This is a genomic window from Mesorhizobium dulcispinae (assembly GCF_033977345.1).
Taxonomy (GTDB): Bacteria; Pseudomonadota; Alphaproteobacteria; order Rhizobiales; family Rhizobiaceae; genus Mesorhizobium; species Mesorhizobium dulcispinae.
Genome location: NZ_JAVIIY010000005.1, coordinates 99687 through 121378, shown reverse-complemented (window position 1 = coordinate 121378; position 21692 = coordinate 99687). Strand labels below are relative to the sequence as shown.

Below are 21692 nucleotides of genomic sequence, written 5' to 3'. Positions count from 1 at the left end.
GCGCGACGCCTATTCAGCAGCCGCTGCCGTTATATCGAGCTCGTGGAACTCGCCGCGATAAGGTTTGGCCGTCGGCGGCAGTTCGCGCTTGAGGTAGTAGTCCTCGTATTTCAGCTGCCTGAGCAGCACCGGCCAGACCTCGCGATAGGCGTGCCACATCGACGGGTTCGGCTCCGGCAAATCGTGCTTGATCAGCTCATGCAGCTTCGGCAGCGCATGGTAAGGCACCATCGGGAACATGTGATGCTCCACATGGTAGTTCATGTTCCAGTAGATGAACCGGCTGATCGGGTTCATGTAGACCGTGCGCGTGTTGAGCCGGTGGTCGGTGACGTTGTCGGCGAGCCCGATATGCTGCAGCAGGCCGGTCATCACCATGTGCCAGGTGCCGTAGAGGCGCGGCACGCCGATCAGCACCAGCGGTATCCATGATTTAAGCGCGATCGCAACAGCGATCGTCGCGGCGTAGACGACCATGTGCCAGCGCGCCGCGATCACCGCCTTATGCTGCTCCATCTCAGGGATGTAGCTCTTCTCGTCGTCCGACAGCTTGCCGAAGGCCTGGCGCACCAGCGTCGGCAGCGAATAGCGGAAGTCGAGGATGCCGGTGAAGGCGAGCGCCGCCTTGATGAGGTCCGGCGGCCGCATAACCGCGATCTCGGCGTCGCGCCCGACGATGATGGTGTCGGTGTGGTGGCGGGCGTGGCTCCAGCGCCACTGCACCGGATTGCGCATCAGCATGAAGGACGCGATGTGATAGACGACATCATTCATCCAGCGCGTGCGAAACGCCGTGCCGTGGCCGCATTCGTGCCAGCGCGAGTCGCTCGACGAGCCATAGAGCACGCCATAGACGAACAGGAACGGCACGACCCACCACGTGCCCCAGAACCAGACGATGCCGGCGGCGGAGCCCAGGATCGCCGCGATCCAGATGATGGTGTCGCGGATTGCCGGTCCGTCGGAACGCTGCATCAGCTCCTTCATGGACTTGCGCGCCACGTCGGTGTGGTACCACTCGGCCGAGGCGAGCCCGGTCTCGATCGCCTTGCGCGTGCTATCGCCGACAAGGCTGTAGTCGCGCTTCGTCCCGGCAGCCGTCGTCATGGTTGCCTCCCCGGTCGGTGCTCAAAGGCCGTTGGCGCGGAATTTTCCGTCCAGAAATGTCTTGGCGCGCGGCACGTCGTCTTCTGTCAGATGCTCGATGATCACCGGAATATTCGGATGCTTCTCGCTGAGCCTCCTGAGATAGAGGTCGTAATTGAGCGAGCCGAGTCCGGGCGCCGGCAGTTCGATCTCGCCTACGCCGCGGAAGGTCAGCCCTTCATGCGCATCCGAGTCGCCGATGTCGGCATGCTTCTCCGTCTTGTCGCTGCCCGAGCGCTTCACGTCCTTGGCGTGCGCGATCCTGATCTTGTCGGTCAGCGTGTCGAACACCTGGTTCAGCACCTGGTCCATCCGGTCGATGTTGTGCGCCTCGAAATAATTGGTCGGATCCATCAGCAGGCCGAGGCCGGGATGGTCGACCTGAGCGAACATCCTGACCGTCTCCTCGACCGACCCGACGACGTTGTTAACATAGGTTTCGAGCAAGAAAACTGCGCCGTGGTCATAGGCCGTCTGGGCAAGGTCCGAGATCACCGCGCGGCATTCCTCGAACCCCTCCTCTGTCTTGTTCTTGGGGTGATGCACCCAGTCGGAGTCGGTGTTGTAGGTGCCCGTCTCCGAGATCACGTAAGGACTGCCGAAATGACGTGCATTGCGGATGATCTCCTTCAGATAGGCGAGCCGCTTCTCGCGCTCGGCTTTGTCCGGATGGATGATGTTGGTGTAGCCCGACACGCAGCAGACCGGCAGATTGTGGTCGCGGAACGTGTTACGCACCGTCTTCGCCTTGTCCCTGGTGATCTGCCCGGCCGACAGGTCGATATCCTTGAAATGCAGGTCGAGCTGCACGGTGTTGAAATCGAGCGCGCGGATGCGCCTGGCGACTTCCTCGAGCTCGTAGGGGAAATAGCCTGTGAAGATACCTGCCTGCATCATGAGGTGAACTCCTCCGGGTAAGCGATTCTGTCGTCGTGCCTTTTGGCTGCCTCAGTCGACGCGGACTTCGGAGAGCTTGATGGTGCGGCCTTCCGCCATCGATCGATAGCCGGCCTCGACCAGCGCCATGGTCTTGACGTTGTCGGCGACGGAAAGCGCCGGCGGCGTGCCGGTCTTCAGCGCATATTGCAGCTGCTCCATGACGCCGATGAAGGCATGCGGGAACCACATCGTCTCCCAGCTTGGGCTGACCCATTTGCCGCCTGTCGTCTCGGTCGAGGCGTAGGTCAGCGTCGAGGCGACGCCCTTCGGCCAGCCGATGGTGCCTTTGGCAACACCTTTGGTGCCGTCGACACGCCAGTTGATGTGCTGGTCGTCCCGATAGCCTTGCTCACGCGGGCCGGACCAGACATCTTCAAGCGACACGGCAAGCACGCCGGACGGAAAGCGCAAGGTCGAGACGGTGATGCCGTCGGTATGCTCAAACTGTGTGCGCGGGTCCTGGCGCGTCATTGTGGTAATCTCATCGGGATCGCCGAACAGAAATCGCAACACGTCGAGATGATGCACGCTCATATTGGCGAGCGTCAGCCGGTCGTAATCGGCAAGGAAGGTTTGCCAGTGCGGGATCGCGTGCATGTCGATCTCGGCAAAGACGATCTCGCCAAGCGCGCCGCTGTCGATGATCTGCTTCAGAACGCGCATCGACTGGTCGTAGCGCATGTTCTGGTTGACCGAGAGTATCTTGCCGGAGGCAGCCGCCTCGTCGCGCAGCTTCACTGCTTCTTCGACCGACAGCGCCAGCGGCTTCTGCGCCAGGACCGCCTTGATGTGCGGCTGCTTCAGCGCATGGCGGATCAGCGCCGGCTGCTGGTCGGGAGGGAAGGCGAGGTCGACGATCTCGACGCGATCGTCCTCGATCAATTGTTCCGGCGTATCGTGAACGGTCTCGATGCCCCAGCGAGCGGCGACCTTTTCGGCATTCGCCCTGGTGCGCGAAGCAAGTGCGACAACCGGAAAGCCAGCCTCGCGGTAAGCGGCAAGATGGCATTCGGCCATGATCATGCCGGCGCCGACACAGCCGATCCCGTATTCCCTGACCCGAACTTTTACATCCGGCTCGAACTCCATTCGGGGCATCCATTCCTCCCGTCGAGGACTGGATATAACGCCATGGCCTGCCGATCAGCCAAGGCCTGCACCATCATTTCCCATCAGCCTTGATGACCGCCAGAAGGCGTCGAAGAGCTCGGCGCGATCAGAACCGTGCTCTCCGGCGACCAGCGCAGCACCACTTCCTGGCCCTCGGCCAACCTCTCGGCGCCGGTGTTCTGCACGATCACCTTCAGCGTCTGCCCATCGCGATCGACGAAATAGGTGCTGTTGTTGCCGGCAAAGATGCGTTTCGAGACCTGCCCCTTGAGCGTGTTGGAATTGCCTGAAGCAGATTTCCCGGACTCGGTCGAAATCTGGATGCGCTCCGGCCGAACAGCGCAGCTCGCTTTGGCGCCTACCGCCAGCGAAGGCCCCGAGGCGGCGGCAATCGTCGTCCCGTCGGGCAGCCGGATTCCGTTGCCTGTGGCATTGCCGCGAAAGATGTTGGCGTCGCCAAGGAAGGTCGCGGCGAACTCGCTCTGCGGCCTGTCATAGATCTCTTCCGGCGGCCCCTCCTGCACCAGTCGGCCGTCGCGCAGGATGCCGATGCGGTCGCTCATCGTCAGTGCTTCTTCCTGGTCGTGGGTGACGAAGATGGTGGTGATGCCGATCTCGCGCTGGATGCGCTTCAACTCGATCTGCATGTCGACGCGCAGCGCCTTGTCGAGCGCGCCGAGCGGCTCGTCGAGCAAAAGCACGCGCGGCTTGGTGACGATGGCCCGGGCGAGCGCCACGCGCTGGCGCTGGCCGCCGGAAAGCTGGTGCGGCCGGCGGCCGCCGAGCTTGCCGAGCTGGACCAGATCGAGCGCGCGCTGCACCTCGGCCGCGATCGCCGGCTTGGATTCCCCGCGCACCGAAAGGCCGAAGGCGACATTGTCGGCAACGCTCATGTTCGGAAACAGCGCATAGTTCTGGAACACCATGCCGATGCGCCGCTTCTCGACCGGCACACGCTCGACGCTTTCGCCGCCGATGGCGATGCGGCCTGTATCGGGAAAGTCGAAACCAGCGATCTGGCGAAGCAGCGTTGTCTTGCCGCTGCCCGAAGGGCCGAGCAGCGCGTAGAAGCCGCCGTCGGGAAAATCGATGGAGACGTCGTCCAGCGCCTTGTGCGCGCCGAAGCTGCGGGAGACGTTCGCTACCTGGACGCCTGCCATTATTTCTCTCCGCCGAATTTGAAGAAGCGCGCCGTGAGCAGCATCAGCGCCATCGACACCACGATGATGATCGTCGACACCGCGTTGATCTCTGGCGTGAATCCCTTGCGGATCGCAGCATAGATTTCGACCGGCAGCGTCGTCTGGCCAGGCGTCGACAGGAAATACGAAACCACGAACTGGTCGAACGAAACGGCGAATGCGAACAGCCCGCCGGCAATGACGCCGGGCATGATCCAGGGCAGCGTGACGCGGTTTGTAACCTGCCACTGGTTGGCGCCGAGAGAGCGCGCTGCCTCCTCCAGTTCGGGCGCAAAAGTCTGCAGCCGGGCGGAGACGACGACGATGACATAAGGTAGCGCCAGCGCCACATGGCCGAGCAGGATCGCCACCAGCCCGCGCCCGATGCCGATACCGAAGAAGAAGATCAGCATGGCAGTGCCGGTGATCAGCCACGGAATGGCGATCGGGGGAAACAGAAGCGCCTGCAGGAATTTCTTGCCTCGGAACTCGTAGCGGTAGAGCGACAGCGAGGCGGCCGAACCGAGTACCGTCGAGATGACGGTGGTGATGACGGCGATCTCGATGCTGTTCGAGGTCGCCGCGATCAGCTGGTCGTTCTGCCAGAGCGAAGCATACCAGTCCGTCGTCCATTCGAGCGGCAGCTGGTAGAAAGGCGAGGCATTGAACGACATCAGCGCCATGATGATGATCGGCAGATAGAGGAAGGCGAGCAGCAGGGCGATGTAGAAGCGCCCGAGCCATTCCAGAATGCGCGTCGTCGCCATCAGCCGGCCCTCCGCAAGACCGGTGCCGCGAGTGCTAGGATCACCAGCACGACGGCGAGCAGGATGAACGAGAGCGCAGCACCCAACGGCCAGTTGAAGACCGCGACGAACTGGTCCTCGATGATTGTGCCGTAGAAAGTGCCGGTGCGCCCGCCGAGGATGCGCGGCTCCATGAAGGAGCCGACGACCGGCACGAAGATCAGCGCTGAGCCCGCTATCAGGCCGGGCATCGACAGCGGGATGATCACCCGCCACAACACCTGCCGCCGCGAAGCGCCGAGCGAACGCCCGGCCTCGATCAGCGAGTCGTCGATCGCCTGCAGCGTTAGATAGCAGGTCAGCACCATGTAGGGCACATAGGAGTGCACCAGGCCGATGATGACGGCCGGATAGGAATACATCAGATCGATGTTGATCTTGAACGGCAGCACGGCATTCAGCGCCGTATCGAGAATGCCGCCTTCGCGCAGCACCATCGCCCAGGAGAAGATGCGCACCAGCCCGTTCGACCAGAACGGCAGGATGACGAGCAGGAAGATCGCCTCGCGGCTGCGCCCCTTCAAGACCTTCGCCAGCACATAGGCCGCCGGATAGCCGATGACCACGCACCACAGCGTAACCTCGAGCCCGAGCCGCAACGAGGCAAACAGCAGTGTCGAGTAGATACCTTGCGAGAAGAAGGCTGCGTAGTTGCCGAGCGTGAACGCCCATTCCTTGCCGGCCAGCGGCAGGTCGGTCATGAAGGAGAAGAACACCATGGCCGACAGCGGCAGGAAGATCGCCACCGTCAGCCACAGATAGGCGGGAAGGAGAAGCGGCAGGGCCGGCTTCAGTCCGCGGCGCGAACCGGTCGCGAGCTGCTCAGCCATTTTGCCTCTCCTCCCCGAGCGATGCTGTTACTTCACGTTGACCTTCAGCTCCTGCCACAGCGCCAGGTATTTCTCGCGCTGCTCGTCGGTGATCGGCGCCTGGAACTGGATACGCTTGGCGACCTCGGGGTTGCCCATGACCTTGCGGTTGAAGGCATCCTCAGGCAACGCCTCGACCGCCTTGGTGTTGGCCGAGACCGGCGCGCCGACCTTGGTGACCCATTCGACGTAGAATTTCGGGTCGATCATGTAGTTGATGAAGGCTTCGGCGCCGGCGACGTTCTTGGAGCCGACAGGGATCGAGAAGGCGTCGAGCCAGGCGACGGCACCCTCCTGCGGGATGACAAGCGAGACCGGCAGCTTGAAATGCGTCTTGGCGCGATCGGCCGAGCCGCTCCAATAGGTGCCGATGTCGATCTGGTTGGAGGCGACCATCTGGTTCCAGTCGTTCTCCGAGCTCCAGAAGGTCTTGATCTGCGGCATCAGCGATGTGAGCTTCGCCTTGACCGCTTCCATGTCCTTGATGTCGTTGATGTTCTGGCCGCTTGCGATGGCGCCGAACTGCACCGCTTCGACAGCGTCGTCGCGGATGATGACGCGGCCCTTGTGCGCCGGATCCCACATTTCGGCGATGCTCGTCGGCGGCTTGTCGAAGGATTTTTCGTTGATGGCGACCGCCGTCAAACCCCAGACCCACGGCACGCCATAGACCTTGCCGTCATGGTTGAGCATCGGCGAGCCGGCCTTGTCCTTGGCGATATCGGCATAGTTGGAGAGCTTCGAAACGTCGATAGACTGGATCAGCTTGCCGGCCATCGCCTGGTCGTTGAAGGCGGCGTTGATCATGACGACGTCGTAAAGGCCGGGATTGGTCCTCAGCTTCGTCAGCATCTCCTGCTCGGAGTTGAAGAAGTCGTTGACCACCTTGAAGCCGGTCGCCTTCTCGAAATTGGCGACCGCCCACGGCTCGTCGGCGCCATAGCCCTTCCAGTTGAGCACATGCACTTCTTCGGCGGCCTGGGCGGCCAGGGCTGAAACGAAGACGGCGGTTGCCGTCACGAAAGCGGTCAGTCTGGGCATGCGCATGTTTGTTTTCCTCTCATTGTTTGCCCGGTTGATGGGCTTGTTAAGTTGTGGCCTCTTGCTCCTCGCCATGCTCGATCACCGCTTGATCGTGAAGGGCAAGGAATTCCTCGATTTCTGTGTCCGTCGGCGCTGATGAGCCGCCATGACGCGTAACGGAAAGGGCTGCGGCGGCGTTCGCATAGCGGGCCGCTTCGTAAGGCGACAGGCCACGCGACAATGCGCTGACGAAGGCGCCAATGTGGGTGTCGCCGGCACCATTGGTGTCGACCGCCGTCACTTCAAAGCCGGGGATGGCGCGCGTGCCGCCTTCTGCCAGCCGCACCAGGCAGCCACGCGCGCCGGCACGGATGACGACGCCTGCAGCCTTGGGGCAATGCTCGGCGAGCAATCGGATCGCGACGGTCTGCGCATCGCCCGCGCCGGCGATTTCGGCGGCCTCGTCGGTGTTGCAGCTCAGCCATGTCGTGCGCGCGAGAACCCGGTCCAGGATCGGCCGCGGAATCTCGGCGATTACCGGCGTCGGATCGAACACGAAAGGAATGTCCGCCGGCAGCGCCTCGATCCAGTCGGCGAGCGCGTCGCGGCTGCCGGGATAGCTCAGCGTGTAACCGGAAGCAAAAACCCAATCCCCAGCTGTGACTTCGACCGGAACCATCATGTCGAGCGTGAGCTGGCTTTCGGCACCTGGCCAGGAGACGAAAGTCCGTTCGGCGTCGCCGCTGATCATGGCAACGCAATTGCCGCTGTCCATCACAGGCGATGGCGGCGTCAGCGTCTCGATGCCTTCGGCTGCGAAAGCGGCGCGCAGGAAGTCGCCGTCAGGTCCTGTTCCCAACTGGCCACCGAACACCACCTTCATGCCGGCACGACTCGCCGCGACCACCATGTTGAAGCCGCCGCCTGCGACTCGCGCGTAGCTCGACGCGGTCTTTTCCGTGCCCGGTGTCGGCAAGGCGTCGATGCGGTAGACATAGTCCACCACCGCGCTGCCGACATGGACGAGCCGCGCGCTCATGCGGCGGCCTCCTTGCCGGAGCGGGCCTTCGCGTTTCGCGCGGCGACCAGATCATCGGCCAGCGCGCGAACCTCGGCAAGGTCGACGCCCTGCAGCCTCGCGATGGGGTCCTGCGGCAGCCGCGCCAGACCCGAGCAGGCGCCGGCCATGCCGGCGGCAATGGCGCCGATCGTATCGGTGTCGCCGCCGAGATTGGCGGCAATGACAGCCGCCCGCCACGCGTCGCCTTGCGCCACCTCCAGCACTGCGAACGCCGCCGGCACCGATTCCTGGCTGGCGACACCGGTGCCGACCAGGTCGACGATCAGCTTGATTGCGTCCTTCTCCGCCTTACCGCGCACGAGTTCCCGCGTCCACGCGATCCGCGCGGCGATGTCGCCGCCGGTGACCCAATGTCCGAGCTTCGTCCCCAGCCGCGCCGCCGTCACGGCCTGCTCGGAAGCCGCGCGCCAGTCGCTGCCGGCGACGCCGCTGCTGATGGCCGCCGCGACTGCTGCAGCGGAGGCAATCGCAATCGACGTGTTGTGCGTAGCCCGGCAGGTTTCCGCGACGTTCGCAACCAGTGCATCGAGCGGTTCCGGGGGAGTCATGATGCCAACCGGCGCGATCCGCATCGCGGCACCATTGGTGTCGCCGCTGCGTCCCGCCTCTTCCGCCGGCACGCCGTCATTGATGGCGTCGATGGCGCGTTTGGTCGAAGGTCCAAGCAGGTCGTAGCTGCCGCGCGCCTTCACATCCCGCTCCCAGTCGAGCAGCGCGTTCACCCAGCGCGAATGGTCGAAGCGCTCGCCGGAACTGACCAGGATGCGGCCAAGCAGCAGCGCCTGCTCGGTATCGTCGGTAATAGTACCGGCCGGCAGCCCCTTCGACACCGGATGGTCGGCGGCCGGCGCGACGAAATCCTCGACATGGCCGTAAAGCTCGGCGATGCGGGCGGGCGACAGCAACTGCGTCGGCATGCCCAGCGCATCGCCGAGCGCCCCGCCGATCAGCGCGCCCATTGCCCGGTCGATCGCGTCGGCCGCCATGCTCAGAACTCCAGATGCAGCGCGAAATGCGCCGGGTTGAGCAGGCTGGTGACGAATTCGATGGCGCGGCCGTCGGCGGCGCGCGTCAGCCGCCGCGTCCTGAGGAATGGCGTGCCCGGCGCGCAGTCGAGGATGGCGGCATCGGCGGCGCTCAGCATCTCGATATCGACCCACTCCTCGCCATGGTCGGGCACCAGCCCTGCTCCGCGCAGCGTCTGGTGCAACGAGCCCTCGCGCAGACCGCGCAGGGGCACCTCCTCCAGTTCCGGCGACAACGGCAGGCGGCTGCGCTCGATCGAAATGGCATGGCCGTCATCGGCATTGGTGCGCACACGGTCGACGGCGATGAAGGACGGGTTCTCGACGCCGAGTCTTGCCGCGAGATCGACGTCTTCGATGATCTCGAGCCGCAAAGTCCGCGTCTCGGCATTGGCGCCCGCATTGGCCAGCGCGCGCGACCAGCCGATCGCGTCATCAACGGGCATGCCGTCGAAGGTGACGAAGGAACCGATGCCGACCTTGGTGGTGATGAGACCGCGGCTGGAAAGCTCTTCCAGCCCCTTGCGGACCGTATTGCGGCTGACCGAGAAGCGCTGGACGAGTTCGTGTTCGCTCTGCAGGCGGTCGCCGAAGCCGAGCACACCGGAGCGGATCTCATGCTCCAGCACCGTTGCGATCTGCTCGGGCTTGCCGGTGCCGGGAGTGAGCTGCGTCGCGCGACGGGCCATATCAATACCTGTTCAGTGAACCTGTATAACCCTGTTCAATATTGCATTTGAATGGCGGCGTCAATCGCGGAATGGGTTCCCGTGAGTCATGCCGAACTTTCAGCAGCTCGGCCCGGTCTCGTCAGCGTTCCTCTGGAGGTTTCAGGCGGCGGAATTGCGCTAGCAACAGGAGATCGTAGACGATCTTCAGCGTACCGCAGATCAGCAGCGGCCATGCTCGGAATGACGCGGCAAAGAGAGCTCCGGCAAGCACAGGGCTGATCGAGGCGGCAAGGCTGCGCGGCACCGACGTGAAGCTCGCCGCGGCCGCCCGTTCCGCCTCCGTTACGACGGCCATGACGTAGGACGAGCGCGTCGGCACATCCATCTGCGACAGCGCCGCCCGGATCAGCAGGAAGACCAGCGCCAGGGGCAGCGTCGGCGCCAGCGCCGCCAGCATCAAGGCGACACTGGACGGAATGTGGGTGAAGACCATCGTGTTGATCAGGCCGATGCGCCGCGACAGTCGGGCGGCCACAGGAAACGAGAGCGCCGACAGCACGCCCGACCAGAAGAAGAAAACACCTGCCTGCGAAAGCGAGAGGTTGAACTGCTCGAAAAGCCAAAGGGCGAGCAGCGATTGGACGACGAAGCCTCCTGCGAAGGCATCGAGACTGAACAGGGCCGCAAGCTTGAAGACAACGTAGCGAGAGGGACCGAGCGCGGCGGCTGTGCCGATAGCCAACGCCGGGCGGCGCGGGATGCACGCGTAGAGCGAACCGCCGAGCAGACCGAGAAGCGCGTAAAGGACGAACATGGCCTTGATGCCGGCAAGTCGGTCGAGGCCAACCGGCGCCAGAAGGTCGGGTATCCCCGCTGCGAGTCCGCCTGCGGCGCCCGCGAACGCGCCCACGAGACTGTAGCGTGCGAACATCCTGGTACGCTCACGCTCCGTGACCTCGCGCGTGAGCACGGCATGCTCCAGCGGCACGAACACGCTGACACTGCCGGCCGAGGGGTTGATCGTGCCGGCGAGCGCGACGACCAGCAGCAAAGCGTAGTCATGGACGACGGCAAAAGCCACGCCAGTAGCAATCATCAAACCAGCGCCGGCCAGCAGGAGTTGACGATGATCGTGTCTGGCGCCGAGGAATCCGACACCTATAGTCAGCAGCGCGGAACCGAGCAGCGAGGCCGTGGCGATGACCCCGACCTGCAGAGGCGTGAATCCGAGGGCGAGCAGGTAGACGGGCAGCAGCACGGCCACGAAGCCGTCGCCGAAATCGCGCAGGGCGCGGGCGGCAAAGAGAAAAATCGCCGGATGTATCCGCCCCACCGGTCTGGTCTCTCGACGGTTTCACTCCAGCATCGTAGCTGGAGTTGAGGATATCATGCTGGAAGGGAGTCAAACCTGCCAGCGAGCGGTGTTGGCCGCTCTCAAACGAAGAAAAACGCCTCCACGCGCTGCCTTGCCTTCAGCAGCGCCGGCAGGATGTCGCGCTCCATCGCCTCGACCGAGAAGCGCGCCGACTGGGTCGAGACATTGATGGCGGCCACCGTGCGGCCGGCGCGATCCTTGATCGGCACGGCGATCGAGCGCAGGCCGAGCTCCAGTTCCTCGTCGACGATGGCGAAGCCATCCGCTTTCGCCTTGTCGATGGCCTTGCCCAACGCGGCGCGGCTGGCGATCGTCTTCGGCGTCCGCCGCTCGATCCTCGCCTCGGCAAGAAAGGTCTTCAACTCGTCCGCGCCCAGCCCGGAGAGCAGCACGCGACCCATCGAGGTGCAATAAGCGGGCAGCCGCGTGCCGATATCGAGCGCAACGCTCAAGATGCGGCGCCCGGGAATGCGGGCGACATAGACGACATCCTCGCCCGACAGCACCGCCGCATTACAGGCTTCATCGAACCTCGCCGCCACCTCGCGCATGATCGGCATGGCAAAGGTCCACAGCGAAGCGCCGCCGAGCCATGTCCGGGCGACGGTCAGAAGCCGCGGCGACAGCGAAAACAGACGGCCCGATTGCGTCGCATAACCGGTGGCGGTGAGCGTCAGCAGGAAGCGGCGGGCGCCGGCTCGGGTCAGGCCCGCCTCCTCGGCCATCTCGGTCAGCGTCATGCCGGCCGGATGGCGGGCGAGGATCTCCATCACCGCCAGGCCGCGTTCCAGCGAGCCGACATGATCGCGCGAAGTTGCTTCCTTTTCCACGGACGTTTCCAGGCTGGCGTTGACTCTGGGCTGGTTGTCACGATAAGAATATCACATAGAAAACTTATGTTCGCAATGCGAACTTTCTTACATCTCCGGAGCCGCCACGATGGTCAAGTTCCTGCCGCTGAAAGAAGCTGTCGCGGAGAATTTGCATGATGGCGACACGGTCGCCTTCGAAGGCTTCACCCATCTGATCCCGACCGCCGCCGCGCATGAGGCGATCCGCCTGGGCTTTCGCGACCTGACGCTGATCCGCATGACGCCCGACCTGATCTACGACCAGATGATCGGCATGGGCATGGCGAAGAAGATCGTCTTCTCCTATCTCGGCAATCCGGGCGTCGGCCTGCTCAGGCGCGTTCGAGACGCCATCGAAAACGGCTTTCCGCGCGAGATCGAGGTCGAGGAACACAGCCACGCCGGCATGGCCAACGCCTATGAGGCGGGCGCGGCCGGCCTGCCCTGCGCGGTGTTTCGCGGCTATCGCGGCGCCGGCCTTGCCGCGGTCAACCCGAACATCAGATCCGTCACCTGCCCGTTCACCGGCGAGGTGCTTGCCGCTGTTCCGGCGATCCGGCCCGACGTCACCTTCATCCACGCACAGAAGGCCGATAGGATGGGCAATGTGCTGGTCGAAGGCATCATCGGTATCCAGAAGGAAGCCGTGCTCGCGGCCAGGCGCGCCGTGGTGACCGTCGAGGAAGTGGTCGACAATTTCGACGACCTCCACCCCAACCTCACCGTGCTGCCGAGTTGGACGATCGCCGCGATCGCGGTCGTGCCCGGCGGCTCGCATCCCTCCTACACGCATGGCTATTACGAGCGCGACAACGCCGCCTATCTCGAATGGGACGAGATCGCCGCCGACCGCGACCGCTTCCAGGCATGGATCAGGAAGAACGTCATAGAGAGCAGCGCCGACGACTTCGCCGCCCGCGTCGAGCATCTGAGGAAAGCCGCATGAGCGAGGATTTGGGCTTTACTCCCAACGAGATGATGACGATCGCCGCCAGCCGCGCGCTGAGAAACGACGATGTCTGCTTCGTCGGCATCGGCGCGCCGTCGGCCGCCTGCAACGTCGCGCGGCTGACGCATGCTCCGGACATCACGCTGATCTACGAAAGCGGCACGATCGGCACCGCGCCGGACGTTCTGCCGTTGTCGATCGGCGACGGCGAGTTGTGCGAGACGGCGGTCACCACGGTCGCGGTGCCGGAGATGTTCCGCTACTGGCTGCAGGGCGGCCGCATGTCGATCGGTTTCCTCGGTGCCGCCCAGCTCGACAAGTTCGGCAACATCAACACCACGGTGATCGGCGACTACGCGCATCCCAAGACCCGCCTTCCCGGCGGCGGTGGCGCGCCGGAGATCGCCACCTCGTCGAGAGAGGTCTACATCACCATGGCGCAGTCGAAGCGCGGTATGGTCGAGAAGATCGACTTCTTCACCTCCTTCGGCCACGGCGAAGGCGGCGACCACCGCAAGCGCCTCGGCATCGACACGGCGGGGCCGACCTTGTTGATCACCGACCTCGCCATCTGGAAGCCGGACCCGGTGAGCAAGGAATTCACCGTGGTGTCGCTGCATCCCGGCGTCACCCGCGAAGAGGTGCAGGCGACCTGTGGCTGGGTCGTAAAGTTCGCCGAGGCGCTTGACGAGACGCCGGCGCCGACAGAACTCGAGCTGAAGACATTGCGCGACCTGCAGGCCCGCACCAAGGCCGCGCATGCGGGAATCGCCAAAGGGAAAGCTGCATAAATGACTGACGCCTTCATCTGCGATTACATCCGCACGCCGATCGGCCGCTTCGGCGGCGCCCTGTCCTCGGTGCGCGCCGACGACCTCGCCGCAGTCCCGCTGAAAGCACTCATTGAGCGCAACCCGCGTGTCAACTGGGCGGCTGTCGACGACGTCGTCTATGGCTGCGCCAACCAGGCCGGCGAGGACAACCGCAACGTCGCCCGCATGGCGCTGCTGCTTGCCGACCTGCCCCAGGACATTCCGGGCTCGACCGTCAACCGTCTCTGCGGCTCCGGCATGGACGCCGTCACCATCGCCGCGCGCGCCATCAAGGCCGGCGAGGCCGAGCTGATGATTGCCGGCGGGGTGGAATCGATGAGCCGCGCGCCTTTCGTCATGCCGAAGGCCGACGCCGCCTTCTCGCGCAACGCCGAGATCCACGACACCACCATCGGCTGGCGCTTCATCAATCCGCTGATGAAGAAGCAGTATGGCGTCGATTCCATGCCGGAGACCGGCGAGAACGTCGCCGAGGATTTTTCCGTCAGCAGAGCCGACCAGGACGCCTTTGCCGCGCGCAGCCAGGACAAGGCGGTCGCGGCGCAAGCCAACGGCCGGTTGGCGAAGGAGATCACGCCGGTGACGATCCCGCAGAAGAAGGGCGACCCGGTCGTCGTCGCGAAGGACGAGCATCCCCGCGCCGGCACGACCGTCGAGGCCCTGGCCAAGCTGCCGACGCCGTTCCGCGAGCGCGGCACCGTGACCGCCGGCAATGCCTCCGGCGTCAATGACGGCGCGGCCGCCCTCATCGTCGCTTCGGAAGCGGCGGCGAAGAAACATGGCCTGACGCCGATCGCCCGCATCCTCGGCGGCGCTGTGGCCGGCGTCGCGCCGCGCATCATGGGCATCGGCCCGGCACCGGCGACGAAAAAGCTCTGCGCCCGTCTTGGCCTGACGCCCGACCGGTTCGATGTCGTCGAATTGAACGAAGCCTTCGCCTCGCAAGGCATCGCCGTGCTGCGCCAGCTCGGCATCGCCGAGGATGCCGCGCACGTCAATCCGAATGGCGGCGCGATCGCGCTTGGCCATCCTCTCGGCATGTCCGGCGCGCGCATCACCGGCACGGCGGCGCTGGAGCTGCGCGAGCGCGGCGGCAAGCTCGCTTTAGCCACCATGTGCATCGGCGTCGGTCAGGGCATCGCGGTCGCGCTGGAACGGGTTTGACAGCTCCGGCCGATCAATAAGGCAGGCCGACATAGTTTTCGGCGAGCGCCGTGGAGGCCGCCTTCGAATGCACGAGATAGTCGAGCTCGGCCTCCTGGATGCGCTGGCCGAACTCGCCGGTCTCGGGGAAGCGGTGCAGGATCGTCGTCATCCACCAGGAGAAGCGCACCGCCTTCCAGACCCGCGCCAGCGCCTTCGCTGAATAGGCGTCGAGCCCGGCTTCGGATTTGTCGGAATAGAATTCGCGAAGCCCGGCAAAGAGATAGCGCACATCGCTGGCGGCAAGGTTGAGGCCCTTGGCGCCTGTCGGCGGCACGATATGGGCGGCGTCGCCGACCAGGAACAGCCTGCCGAAGCGCATCGGCTCGGCGACGAAGGAGCGCAGCGGCGCGATCGATTTTTCGAAGGACGGCCCGGTGGTGACGGCCACCGCCGACTGCGGCGGCAGGCGCCGGCGCAACTCGTCCCAGAAACGGTCGTCGGACCAGGCCTCGACGCGCTCATCGGCGGGAACCTGCACGTAGTAGCGGCTGCGGCGCGGCGAGCGCATCGAGCAGAGCGCAAAACCCCGCTCGTGATTGGCGTAGATCAGCTCATGGTCGGCCGGCGGCACTTCAGCCAGCACGCCCAGCCAGCCGAACGGATACTGCCGTTCGAACGTCTTCAGCGCGCCCTCCGGCACCGACCTGCGGCTTGTGCCGTGATAGCCGTCGCAGCCGGCGATGAAGTCGCAGTCGACGCGATGCGTGACGCCGTCCTTGTCGTAAGTGACGAAAGGCGATGCGCCGGCAAAATCGTGCAGCGCCACATTCGAGGCCTCATAGACGGTGACGAGCCCCACCCCTTCGCGCTTGTCCATCAAATCATGCGTCACCTCGGTCTGCCCGTAGACGGTGACGTGCTTGCCGCCGGTCAGGCCAGTGAGGTCTATGCGGTGCAGACGCCCATCGAAGGCGAGCGAGATGCCGGAATGCGGCAGACCTTCGGCATGGAGTCTCTCCGCGGCGCCCGCCTCGCCAAGCAGGTCGACCGTGCCTTGCTCGAGCACGCCGGCGCGCACCCGTCCAAGCACATGCTCGCGGCTCGACCGCTCGAGGATGATTGTCTCGATACCGATGGTCGCGAGAAGCTGACCGAGCAGCAGGCCCGACGGTCCCGAGCCTACGATGACGACCTGCGAGCGCATCAAGTCCCTTCCCACATGTCGTTATCCCAAAACCGCTGCGCACTTTTGGGCGACAGCGTTAGTGCCCAAGGCTCTCGATCTGACCGGCGAGCTCCGCCGCAAGCCTCAGCGCGGCAGCCGTCGCCACCACCATCTGCGGCAGCAGAAGCCATTCCAGCGTCCAGGCTGCGCCCGAGCGCTCCTGCTCATGCACCAGCGTCTGGTAAATGCCGGAAAGCTGGCTTGCGTTGAAGCGGGCAAGTGCCACCAGCGCCTCTGCCTTCACCGGGTTCTGCTTGTGCGGCATGGCCGACGAGCCACCGCCACCCGAGAGCTCGATGTCGGTGCCGGCTTGCGCCATCAGCGCGACATCCTGGCCGAACTTGCCGAGGCTGCCGGTGACGAGCGACAGCCAGCCGGCGAAATCGGCCAGCGCGTCCCGCTGGCTATGCCATTGCGGCGCATCGCCGAGGCCGAGCTTCGCGGCAAGTGCCGCGCGTACTACCGGCGCTCTGTCGCCGAGCTTGTCGAGTGTGCCGGCCGCGCCGCCGAACTGCACCACGAGCAGCCGGCCGGCCAGTTGCTTCAAGCGCTGCTGGTGGCGCTCGAGTGGTGCCCGCCACGCAACGATCCGGTCGGCCACCGTGATTGGGATTGCCCGCTGCATGCGCGTCATCGCCGTCAGCGCCCTGCCCCCGAACTCCTGTTCGAGGCTGGCAAGGCGCACGATGTTTTCGCTGAGCAGTAGACCGATATGCTCGACCGCTTGGCGCAGCCTGAGCACCAGCGAGGTATCGATGACATCCTGGCTGGTCGCGCCGAAATGAACGAATTCGCGGTGCTGCCCGCCGACCGCCGCCCTGATCTGGCGCACCAGTTCCGGCACCACGACGCCGTCCTTGGCGACCCCTGCCCTCAGCTTGGCTGTGTCGGGCCGGAACGCGGCCAGCGCTTTGACGATCGCTGCCTCGGTATCACGCGAAACCACGCCGCATTCAGCTTCCGCCTCGGCCAGTGCCCTTTCGAAGGCGAGCATCGCGGCGATATCGGCTTCCAGGGAAAAATGCCTCGCCGCCTCCTCGTCGCCGAGCAGGCCGGAAAGCAGCGGATGATCGAAAGGCGAAACAGTCATGTCGGCCACGGTCAGCTGTCGAAGAAGACCGTCTCCTTCTCGCCCTGGAGGTGGACATCGAAGACGTAAGTGTCGCCCTGGCGCTCGGCGATCAGCGTCGGCACCCGCACGCGATGCTCGATGCGGGCAAGGATCGGATCCTCGGCATTGGCCTCCTCCTCGTCGGAGAAATAGAGCCGCGTGTTGAGGCCAATATTGATGCCGCGCGCCACGATCCACAGCGTGATGTGCGGCGCCATCAACCGGCCGTCGCGGAACGGCACGCGCCCGGGCTTGATCGTCTGGAACCGGCAAACGCCCGTTTCCATGTCGGTCGGTTGTCGGCCCCAGCCCAAAAAGTTCGGATCGGCCGCGCCGCGCAATTCGGCGGGCGAATTGTAGAGCCCGTTGGCGTCCGCCTGCCAGATCTCGACCAGCGCATCCTTGAGCGGCGTGCCGGTGCCATCGAGCACCCGGATGCGCAGTGCGACCCGCTCGCCCCTGGTCTGGTCGTTGACCATGGTCGAGCCAAGGTCGTTGTCGTAGACGCCGCCGATGCCGCAGAAATTCGGAGTCAGCCCAATATGGACATAGGGTCCGGCGGTCTGCGAGGGGCTCTCCTTCAGCCGGTCGAGCGACTGCGCCATCAATTGCCCTCCGGCCTGTTCTCGAACAGCGTCGAACGCCGCCCGCGCAGCACGATGTCGAACTTGTAGGCGAGCGCGTCCATCGGGATGGTCGACTGCATGTCGAGCGCGGCGATCAGCGCTTCGATGGCGGCCCTGTTGGAAATGCCGCCGACGATCGGGCAGCGCCAGATCAGCGGATCGCCTTCGAAATACATCTGCGTGATCAGCCGCTGCGCGAAGCCGTGGCCGAACACCGAAAAATGGATATGCGCCGGCCGCCAGTCGTTCGGGCCGTTCGGCCAGGGATAAGGACCCGGCCTAACCGTGCGAAAGGCGTAGCCGCCGTCCTCGGCGGTGATGGTGCGGCCGCAGCCGCCGAAATTCGGATCGAGCGGCGCCAGATACCCATCCTTCTTGTGGCGGTAGCGGCCGCCGGCATTGGCCTGCCAGAACTCGAGCAGCACGCCGGGCATGCCCCTGCCGCGCTCGTCGAGCACGCGTCCATGGACGATGATGCGCTCGCCGATGGCGCTTTCGCCCGGCCTGGCGAAATTGTGGATCAGGTCGTTGTCGAGCTCGCCGAGCATGGCATGGCCGAACACCGGGCCGGTCAGTTCCGACAACGTATTATCGAAGGCGATCAGCGCCTTCTGCGGCGAGCGCAGCACCGAGCTCTTGTAGCCCGGCGTGAAGGGCGGTGGGTGCCATTGGCGGTCGCGCTGGAAGAAGGCGCCGGTTTCCGGCGTCCGGTTGGAGCCGGGCTCAGGCATGCGTGTTCTCGCCTCCGTCCATCTGCGAGAACACCTCCTTGGCTATCCTGAAGGCGCGGTTGGCGGCCGGCACACCGGCATAGATCGCGACATGCAGGAAGGCCTCGCGGATGTCGTCGCGCGAGGCCCCCGTATTGGCGGTGGCGCGCACATGCATGGCGACCTCCTCGTCATGGCCGAGGGCAGCAAGCAGCGCCAGCGTCACGATCGAGCGCTCGCGTTTCGACAGGCCGGGTCGCGCCCACACCGTTCCCCAGGCAGCCTCGGTAATCAGCTGCTGGAACGGCCGATCGAAATCGGTCGCCGCATCCCCGGCTCGGTCGACATGCGGGTCGCCGAGCACGGAGCGGCGGACCTCCAGTCCGGTCCGGTAGCGGCTGGTGTTCTTGGGGTCGTCATCCATGGGCATGCTTTTCCGAAGGCAACGAGGCGACGAAGTCGCGGATCAAGGCGGTGAGCGCGTCGGGCTGCTCGATGCAGGGGATATGCCCGGCGCCGCGGATTACCTCGAAGCGCGCGCCGGGGATCAGGTCGGCCAGCGCGCGGACCAGATCGGGCGGCGTCGAGCCGTCCTGGTCGCCGACGATGCAAAGCGTCGGCACCGCGATGCGGCGCGCGCTGTCGGTGAAATCGGCGTCGCGGACCGCCATGCAGGTGCCGATATAGCCGGGCAGCGCCTGCCTAACGAGCATGTTGCGGCAGCCGGCAAGCTCGGCTGCGCGATCGGTATGGAAATCCGGCGTGAACCACACTTTCAGCACGCCGGCGGCGATCGCCTCGATGCCGTCGCGCTCGATCGTCGCGATGCGCGCGTTCCAGCTTTCGGCGGTGCCTATTCTGCGCGCGGTGTCGCTGAGGATCAGCGCCTCGACGAGTTCGGGCCGCCGCGCATAGAGCCCTTGCGCCACCATGCCGCCGACCGAGAGGCCGAAGAGCACCACCTTGTCGAAGCCGAAGTGGTCGATGAGCGCGCTCAGATCGTCGACATGGTCGTCGATCGAGTGTACGCCGGCGCCGATATCGGAGAGCCCATGGCCGCGCTTGTCATAGACCAGCATCGGCATCTCGCCGGCAAGCCGCGCGACGACATCGTCCCAGATCCGGAAGTCGGTGCCGAGCGAATTGATGAAGATGATCGGGCGCGAAGTGCCGGTCGCATCGATGACGCGGTGGTGCAGCGTGATGCCGCCTATGCTGACGAATGGCACGGTTTTCGATCCTCCAAGGTGACATTGCACCAGTTGGCGGTTCAAGAAAATGATATTTGGCCGCGTTTCATTCACTTCGCCGTTCTGGCATTACCGCTCGTCCGAGAGCCACGGATAGCAATGACCTCAAAACGCAACGTCCTTTTCATCATGTGCGACCAGCTGCGGTTCGATTATCTCAGCTGCGCCGGCCACAAGAGCCTGAAGACGCCGAACGTCGACCGGCTCGCCAGCCGCGGCGTGCGCTTCACCAACGCCTATGTGCAGTCGACGGTCTGCGGTCCCTCGCGCATGAGCGCCTATACCGGCCGCTATGTGCGCTCGCACGGCTCAACGCATAATGGCGTGCCGCTGAGGGTCGGCGAGCCGACGCTGGGCGATCATCTGCGCGAAATCGGCGTGCGCTGCGCGCTCATCGGCAAGACGCATATGACAGCCGACGAGGAAGGCATGGAGCGCCTCGGCATCGCCAGGGATTCCATCATCGGCGTGCGTGTCGCCGAATGCGGCTTCGAGCCGTTCGAGCGCGACGACGGCCTGCATCCCTCGACCAGTTACGACCCCGATCCGGCCTATGACAGCTATCTGCGCGAGCACGGCTTCGACGCCGGAAATCCATGGGAGCATTGGGCCAATTCCGGCGAAGGCGAGAACGGCGAGAATTTCAGCGGCTGGCTGCTCGTCCATGCCGACAAGCCCGCGCGCATCCCGGACAAGCACTCCGAAACGCCCTACATGACCCGCCGCGCCATGCGCTTCATCGAGGAAGCCGAAGCTAAGGGCGAGGCCTGGTGCGCGCATCTTTCCTACATCAAGCCGCACTGGCCCTATATCGTGCCGGCGCCTTATCACGACATGTACGGCAAGGCGGATATCCAGCCGCCGATCCGCAGCGAGGCCGAGCGCGCCTCGCCAAATCCGATCTTCGAGGCCTTCCTGCAGGAGCGCTACTCGAAGAACTTCTCTCGCGACCAGGTCCGCGAGACGGTCATCCCCTGCTACATGGGCCTGATCAGGCAGATCGACGACCAGCTCGGCCACCTGTTCGACTTCATGGAGGAGCGCGGCCTGTTCGAGAACACGTTGATCGTCTTCACTTCCGACCACGGCGACTATCTCGGCGACCACTGGCTCGGCGAAAAATACCTGTTCCACGATGTCGCGGTGAAGGTGCCGATGATCGTCTACGATCCGCGCCGGGAAGCCGACGCCACACGCGGAACCAGCTCGGACGCGCTGATCGAGATGATCGATCTGGCGCCGACCTTCCTCGACTACCTAGGCGGCAAGGCCAAGCCGCATATCCTCGAAGGCCGCTCGCTGCTGCCGCTCACCTCCGGCGAACGGAAAAACCTGCGCAACTTTGCCGTCAGCGAATATGACTATAGCGGCGACGCGGCGCGGCTGAAGCTCGGCATGCCGGTGTCGGACTGCAAGCTCTACATGGTCACCGACGGCCGCTTCAAACTCGTCCATGGCGAAGGTGTGGAGCCGATGCTCTTCGATCTCCGGAACGATCCTGGCGAACTGCGCGATCTCGGCCGGGAGCCGTCGGCGGCGCCCGAGATCGAGCGGCTGCGAAGAGCGCTGATCCGCTGGCTGGCGCTGCCCAACAACCGCATCACCGTCCCCGACGAATGGCTGACCGAAATCGACGACAAGATCGAACATTTCGATCCGATCGTCGGCTCCGGCGTGCTCATCGGCTATTGGGACGAGGCCGAGCTTGCAGAGCAGCAGGAGGCGCGCCGCCGCTGGCTGGCAAGCCGCGCCGGCAAGTAGGACG

At 64.7% G+C, this 21692-nt stretch carries 22 protein-coding genes; 4 read left to right on the top strand and 18 right to left on the bottom strand.

Annotated features, from left to right (window positions below):
- Nucleotides 1-9: 9 nt before the first annotated feature.
- The 12 genes from RFN30_RS13615 to RFN30_RS13560 form a co-directional block, all read right to left on the bottom strand.
- The gene (locus RFN30_RS13615) at nt 10-1107 is read right to left on the bottom strand and encodes a fatty acid desaturase family protein (RefSeq protein ID WP_320262603.1); all 1098 of its coding nucleotides are present in this window, start codon (nt 1105-1107) and stop codon (nt 10-12) included.
- Nucleotides 1108-1128: 21 nt separating this feature from the next.
- Complete coding sequence (locus tag RFN30_RS13610) at nt 1129-2043, bottom strand: sugar phosphate isomerase/epimerase family protein (RefSeq protein ID WP_320262602.1); 915 nt, start codon at nt 2041-2043, stop codon at nt 1129-1131.
- A 51-nt stretch (nt 2044-2094) separates the two neighbouring features.
- Nucleotides 2095-3174 (bottom strand): Gfo/Idh/MocA family protein, encoded by a 1080-nt coding sequence (locus RFN30_RS13605; RefSeq protein WP_320262601.1) that lies wholly within the window; start codon nt 3172-3174, stop codon nt 2095-2097.
- 83 nt (nt 3175-3257) lie between these two features.
- Nucleotides 3258-4355, bottom strand: coding sequence for an ABC transporter ATP-binding protein (locus RFN30_RS13600; RefSeq protein WP_320262600.1), 1098 nt, complete (start codon nt 4353-4355; stop codon nt 3258-3260).
- Entirely contained in the window at nt 4355-5143 is a 789-nt protein-coding gene (locus RFN30_RS13595; RefSeq protein ID WP_320262599.1) for an ABC transporter permease, read from the bottom strand. Before RFN30_RS13595 ends, RFN30_RS13600 begins: the two co-directional genes overlap by 1 nt.
- Complete coding sequence (locus RFN30_RS13590; protein WP_320262598.1) at nt 5143-6012, bottom strand: ABC transporter permease; 870 nt, start codon at nt 6010-6012, stop codon at nt 5143-5145. Before RFN30_RS13590 ends, RFN30_RS13595 begins: the two co-directional genes overlap by 1 nt.
- Before the next feature lie 27 nt (nt 6013-6039).
- On the bottom strand, nt 6040-7098 hold the full coding sequence (locus RFN30_RS13585; RefSeq protein WP_320262597.1) for an ABC transporter substrate-binding protein: 1059 nt from the start codon (nt 7096-7098) through the stop codon (nt 6040-6042).
- A 40-nt stretch (nt 7099-7138) separates the two neighbouring features.
- Nucleotides 7139-8113 (bottom strand): PfkB family carbohydrate kinase, encoded by a 975-nt coding sequence (locus RFN30_RS13580; protein WP_320262596.1) that lies wholly within the window; start codon nt 8111-8113, stop codon nt 7139-7141.
- The gene (locus tag RFN30_RS13575; RefSeq protein WP_320262595.1) at nt 8110-9141 is read right to left on the bottom strand and encodes an ADP-ribosylglycohydrolase family protein; all 1032 of its coding nucleotides are present in this window, start codon (nt 9139-9141) and stop codon (nt 8110-8112) included. The genes RFN30_RS13580 and RFN30_RS13575 overlap by 4 nt, the downstream gene beginning before the upstream one ends.
- Nucleotides 9142-9143: 2 nt before the next feature.
- Nucleotides 9144-9869, bottom strand: a complete 726-nt coding sequence (locus RFN30_RS13570; RefSeq protein WP_320262594.1) for a GntR family transcriptional regulator — start codon at nt 9867-9869, stop codon at nt 9144-9146.
- Between the two features lie 121 nt (nt 9870-9990).
- A complete protein-coding gene (locus RFN30_RS13565) occupies nt 9991-11184 on the bottom strand; it encodes an MFS transporter (RefSeq protein ID WP_320262593.1) in 1194 nt (397 codons plus the stop codon).
- A gap of 101 nt (nt 11185-11285) precedes the next feature.
- Nucleotides 11286-12056 (bottom strand): IclR family transcriptional regulator domain-containing protein, encoded by a 771-nt coding sequence (locus tag RFN30_RS13560; protein ID WP_320262592.1) that lies wholly within the window; start codon nt 12054-12056, stop codon nt 11286-11288.
- 109 nt (nt 12057-12165) lie between these two features.
- On the opposite strand from RFN30_RS13560, the gene RFN30_RS13555 reads away from it, so the two are divergent.
- The 3 genes from RFN30_RS13555 to pcaF are packed head-to-tail and all read left to right on the top strand — an operon-like array spanning nt 12166 to nt 15023.
- Nucleotides 12166-13023 (top strand): CoA transferase subunit A, encoded by an 858-nt coding sequence (locus RFN30_RS13555; RefSeq protein ID WP_320262591.1) that lies wholly within the window; start codon nt 12166-12168, stop codon nt 13021-13023.
- Complete coding sequence (locus RFN30_RS13550) at nt 13020-13817, top strand: CoA-transferase subunit beta (RefSeq protein ID WP_320262590.1); 798 nt, start codon at nt 13020-13022, stop codon at nt 13815-13817. Before RFN30_RS13555 ends, RFN30_RS13550 begins: the two co-directional genes overlap by 4 nt.
- Entirely contained in the window at nt 13818-15023 is a 1206-nt protein-coding gene (gene pcaF, locus RFN30_RS13545) for a 3-oxoadipyl-CoA thiolase (protein WP_320262589.1), read from the top strand.
- 13 nt (nt 15024-15036) lie between these two features.
- Here the strand turns inward: pcaF and pobA are convergent, their stop codons facing one another.
- The 6 genes from pobA to pcaD are packed head-to-tail and all read right to left on the bottom strand — an operon-like array spanning nt 15037 to nt 19906.
- Nucleotides 15037-16209 (bottom strand): 4-hydroxybenzoate 3-monooxygenase, encoded by a 1173-nt coding sequence (gene pobA, locus RFN30_RS13540; protein ID WP_320262588.1) that lies wholly within the window; start codon nt 16207-16209, stop codon nt 15037-15039.
- 58 nt (nt 16210-16267) lie between these two features.
- A complete protein-coding gene (locus RFN30_RS13535) occupies nt 16268-17320 on the bottom strand; it encodes a 3-carboxy-cis,cis-muconate cycloisomerase (protein WP_320262587.1) in 1053 nt (350 codons plus the stop codon).
- A gap of 11 nt (nt 17321-17331) precedes the next feature.
- A complete protein-coding gene (pcaG, locus tag RFN30_RS13530) occupies nt 17332-17946 on the bottom strand; it encodes a protocatechuate 3,4-dioxygenase subunit alpha (protein ID WP_320262586.1) in 615 nt (204 codons plus the stop codon).
- Nucleotides 17946-18698: a protocatechuate 3,4-dioxygenase subunit beta gene (gene pcaH, locus RFN30_RS13525; RefSeq protein WP_320262585.1), complete on the bottom strand. Its 753-nt coding sequence runs from the start codon at nt 18696-18698 to the stop codon at nt 17946-17948. Before pcaH ends, pcaG begins: the two co-directional genes overlap by 1 nt.
- Nucleotides 18691-19101, bottom strand: coding sequence for a 4-carboxymuconolactone decarboxylase (gene pcaC, locus RFN30_RS13520; protein ID WP_320262584.1), 411 nt, complete (start codon nt 19099-19101; stop codon nt 18691-18693). The genes pcaH and pcaC overlap by 8 nt, the downstream gene beginning before the upstream one ends.
- The gene (gene pcaD / locus RFN30_RS13515; RefSeq protein WP_320262583.1) at nt 19094-19906 is read right to left on the bottom strand and encodes a 3-oxoadipate enol-lactonase; all 813 of its coding nucleotides are present in this window, start codon (nt 19904-19906) and stop codon (nt 19094-19096) included. The genes pcaC and pcaD overlap by 8 nt, the downstream gene beginning before the upstream one ends.
- 120 nt (nt 19907-20026) lie before the next feature.
- On the opposite strand from pcaD, the gene RFN30_RS13510 reads away from it, so the two are divergent.
- Complete coding sequence (locus RFN30_RS13510) at nt 20027-21688, top strand: alkaline phosphatase family protein (protein ID WP_320262582.1); 1662 nt, start codon at nt 20027-20029, stop codon at nt 21686-21688.
- Nucleotides 21689-21692: the final 4 nt, after the last annotated feature.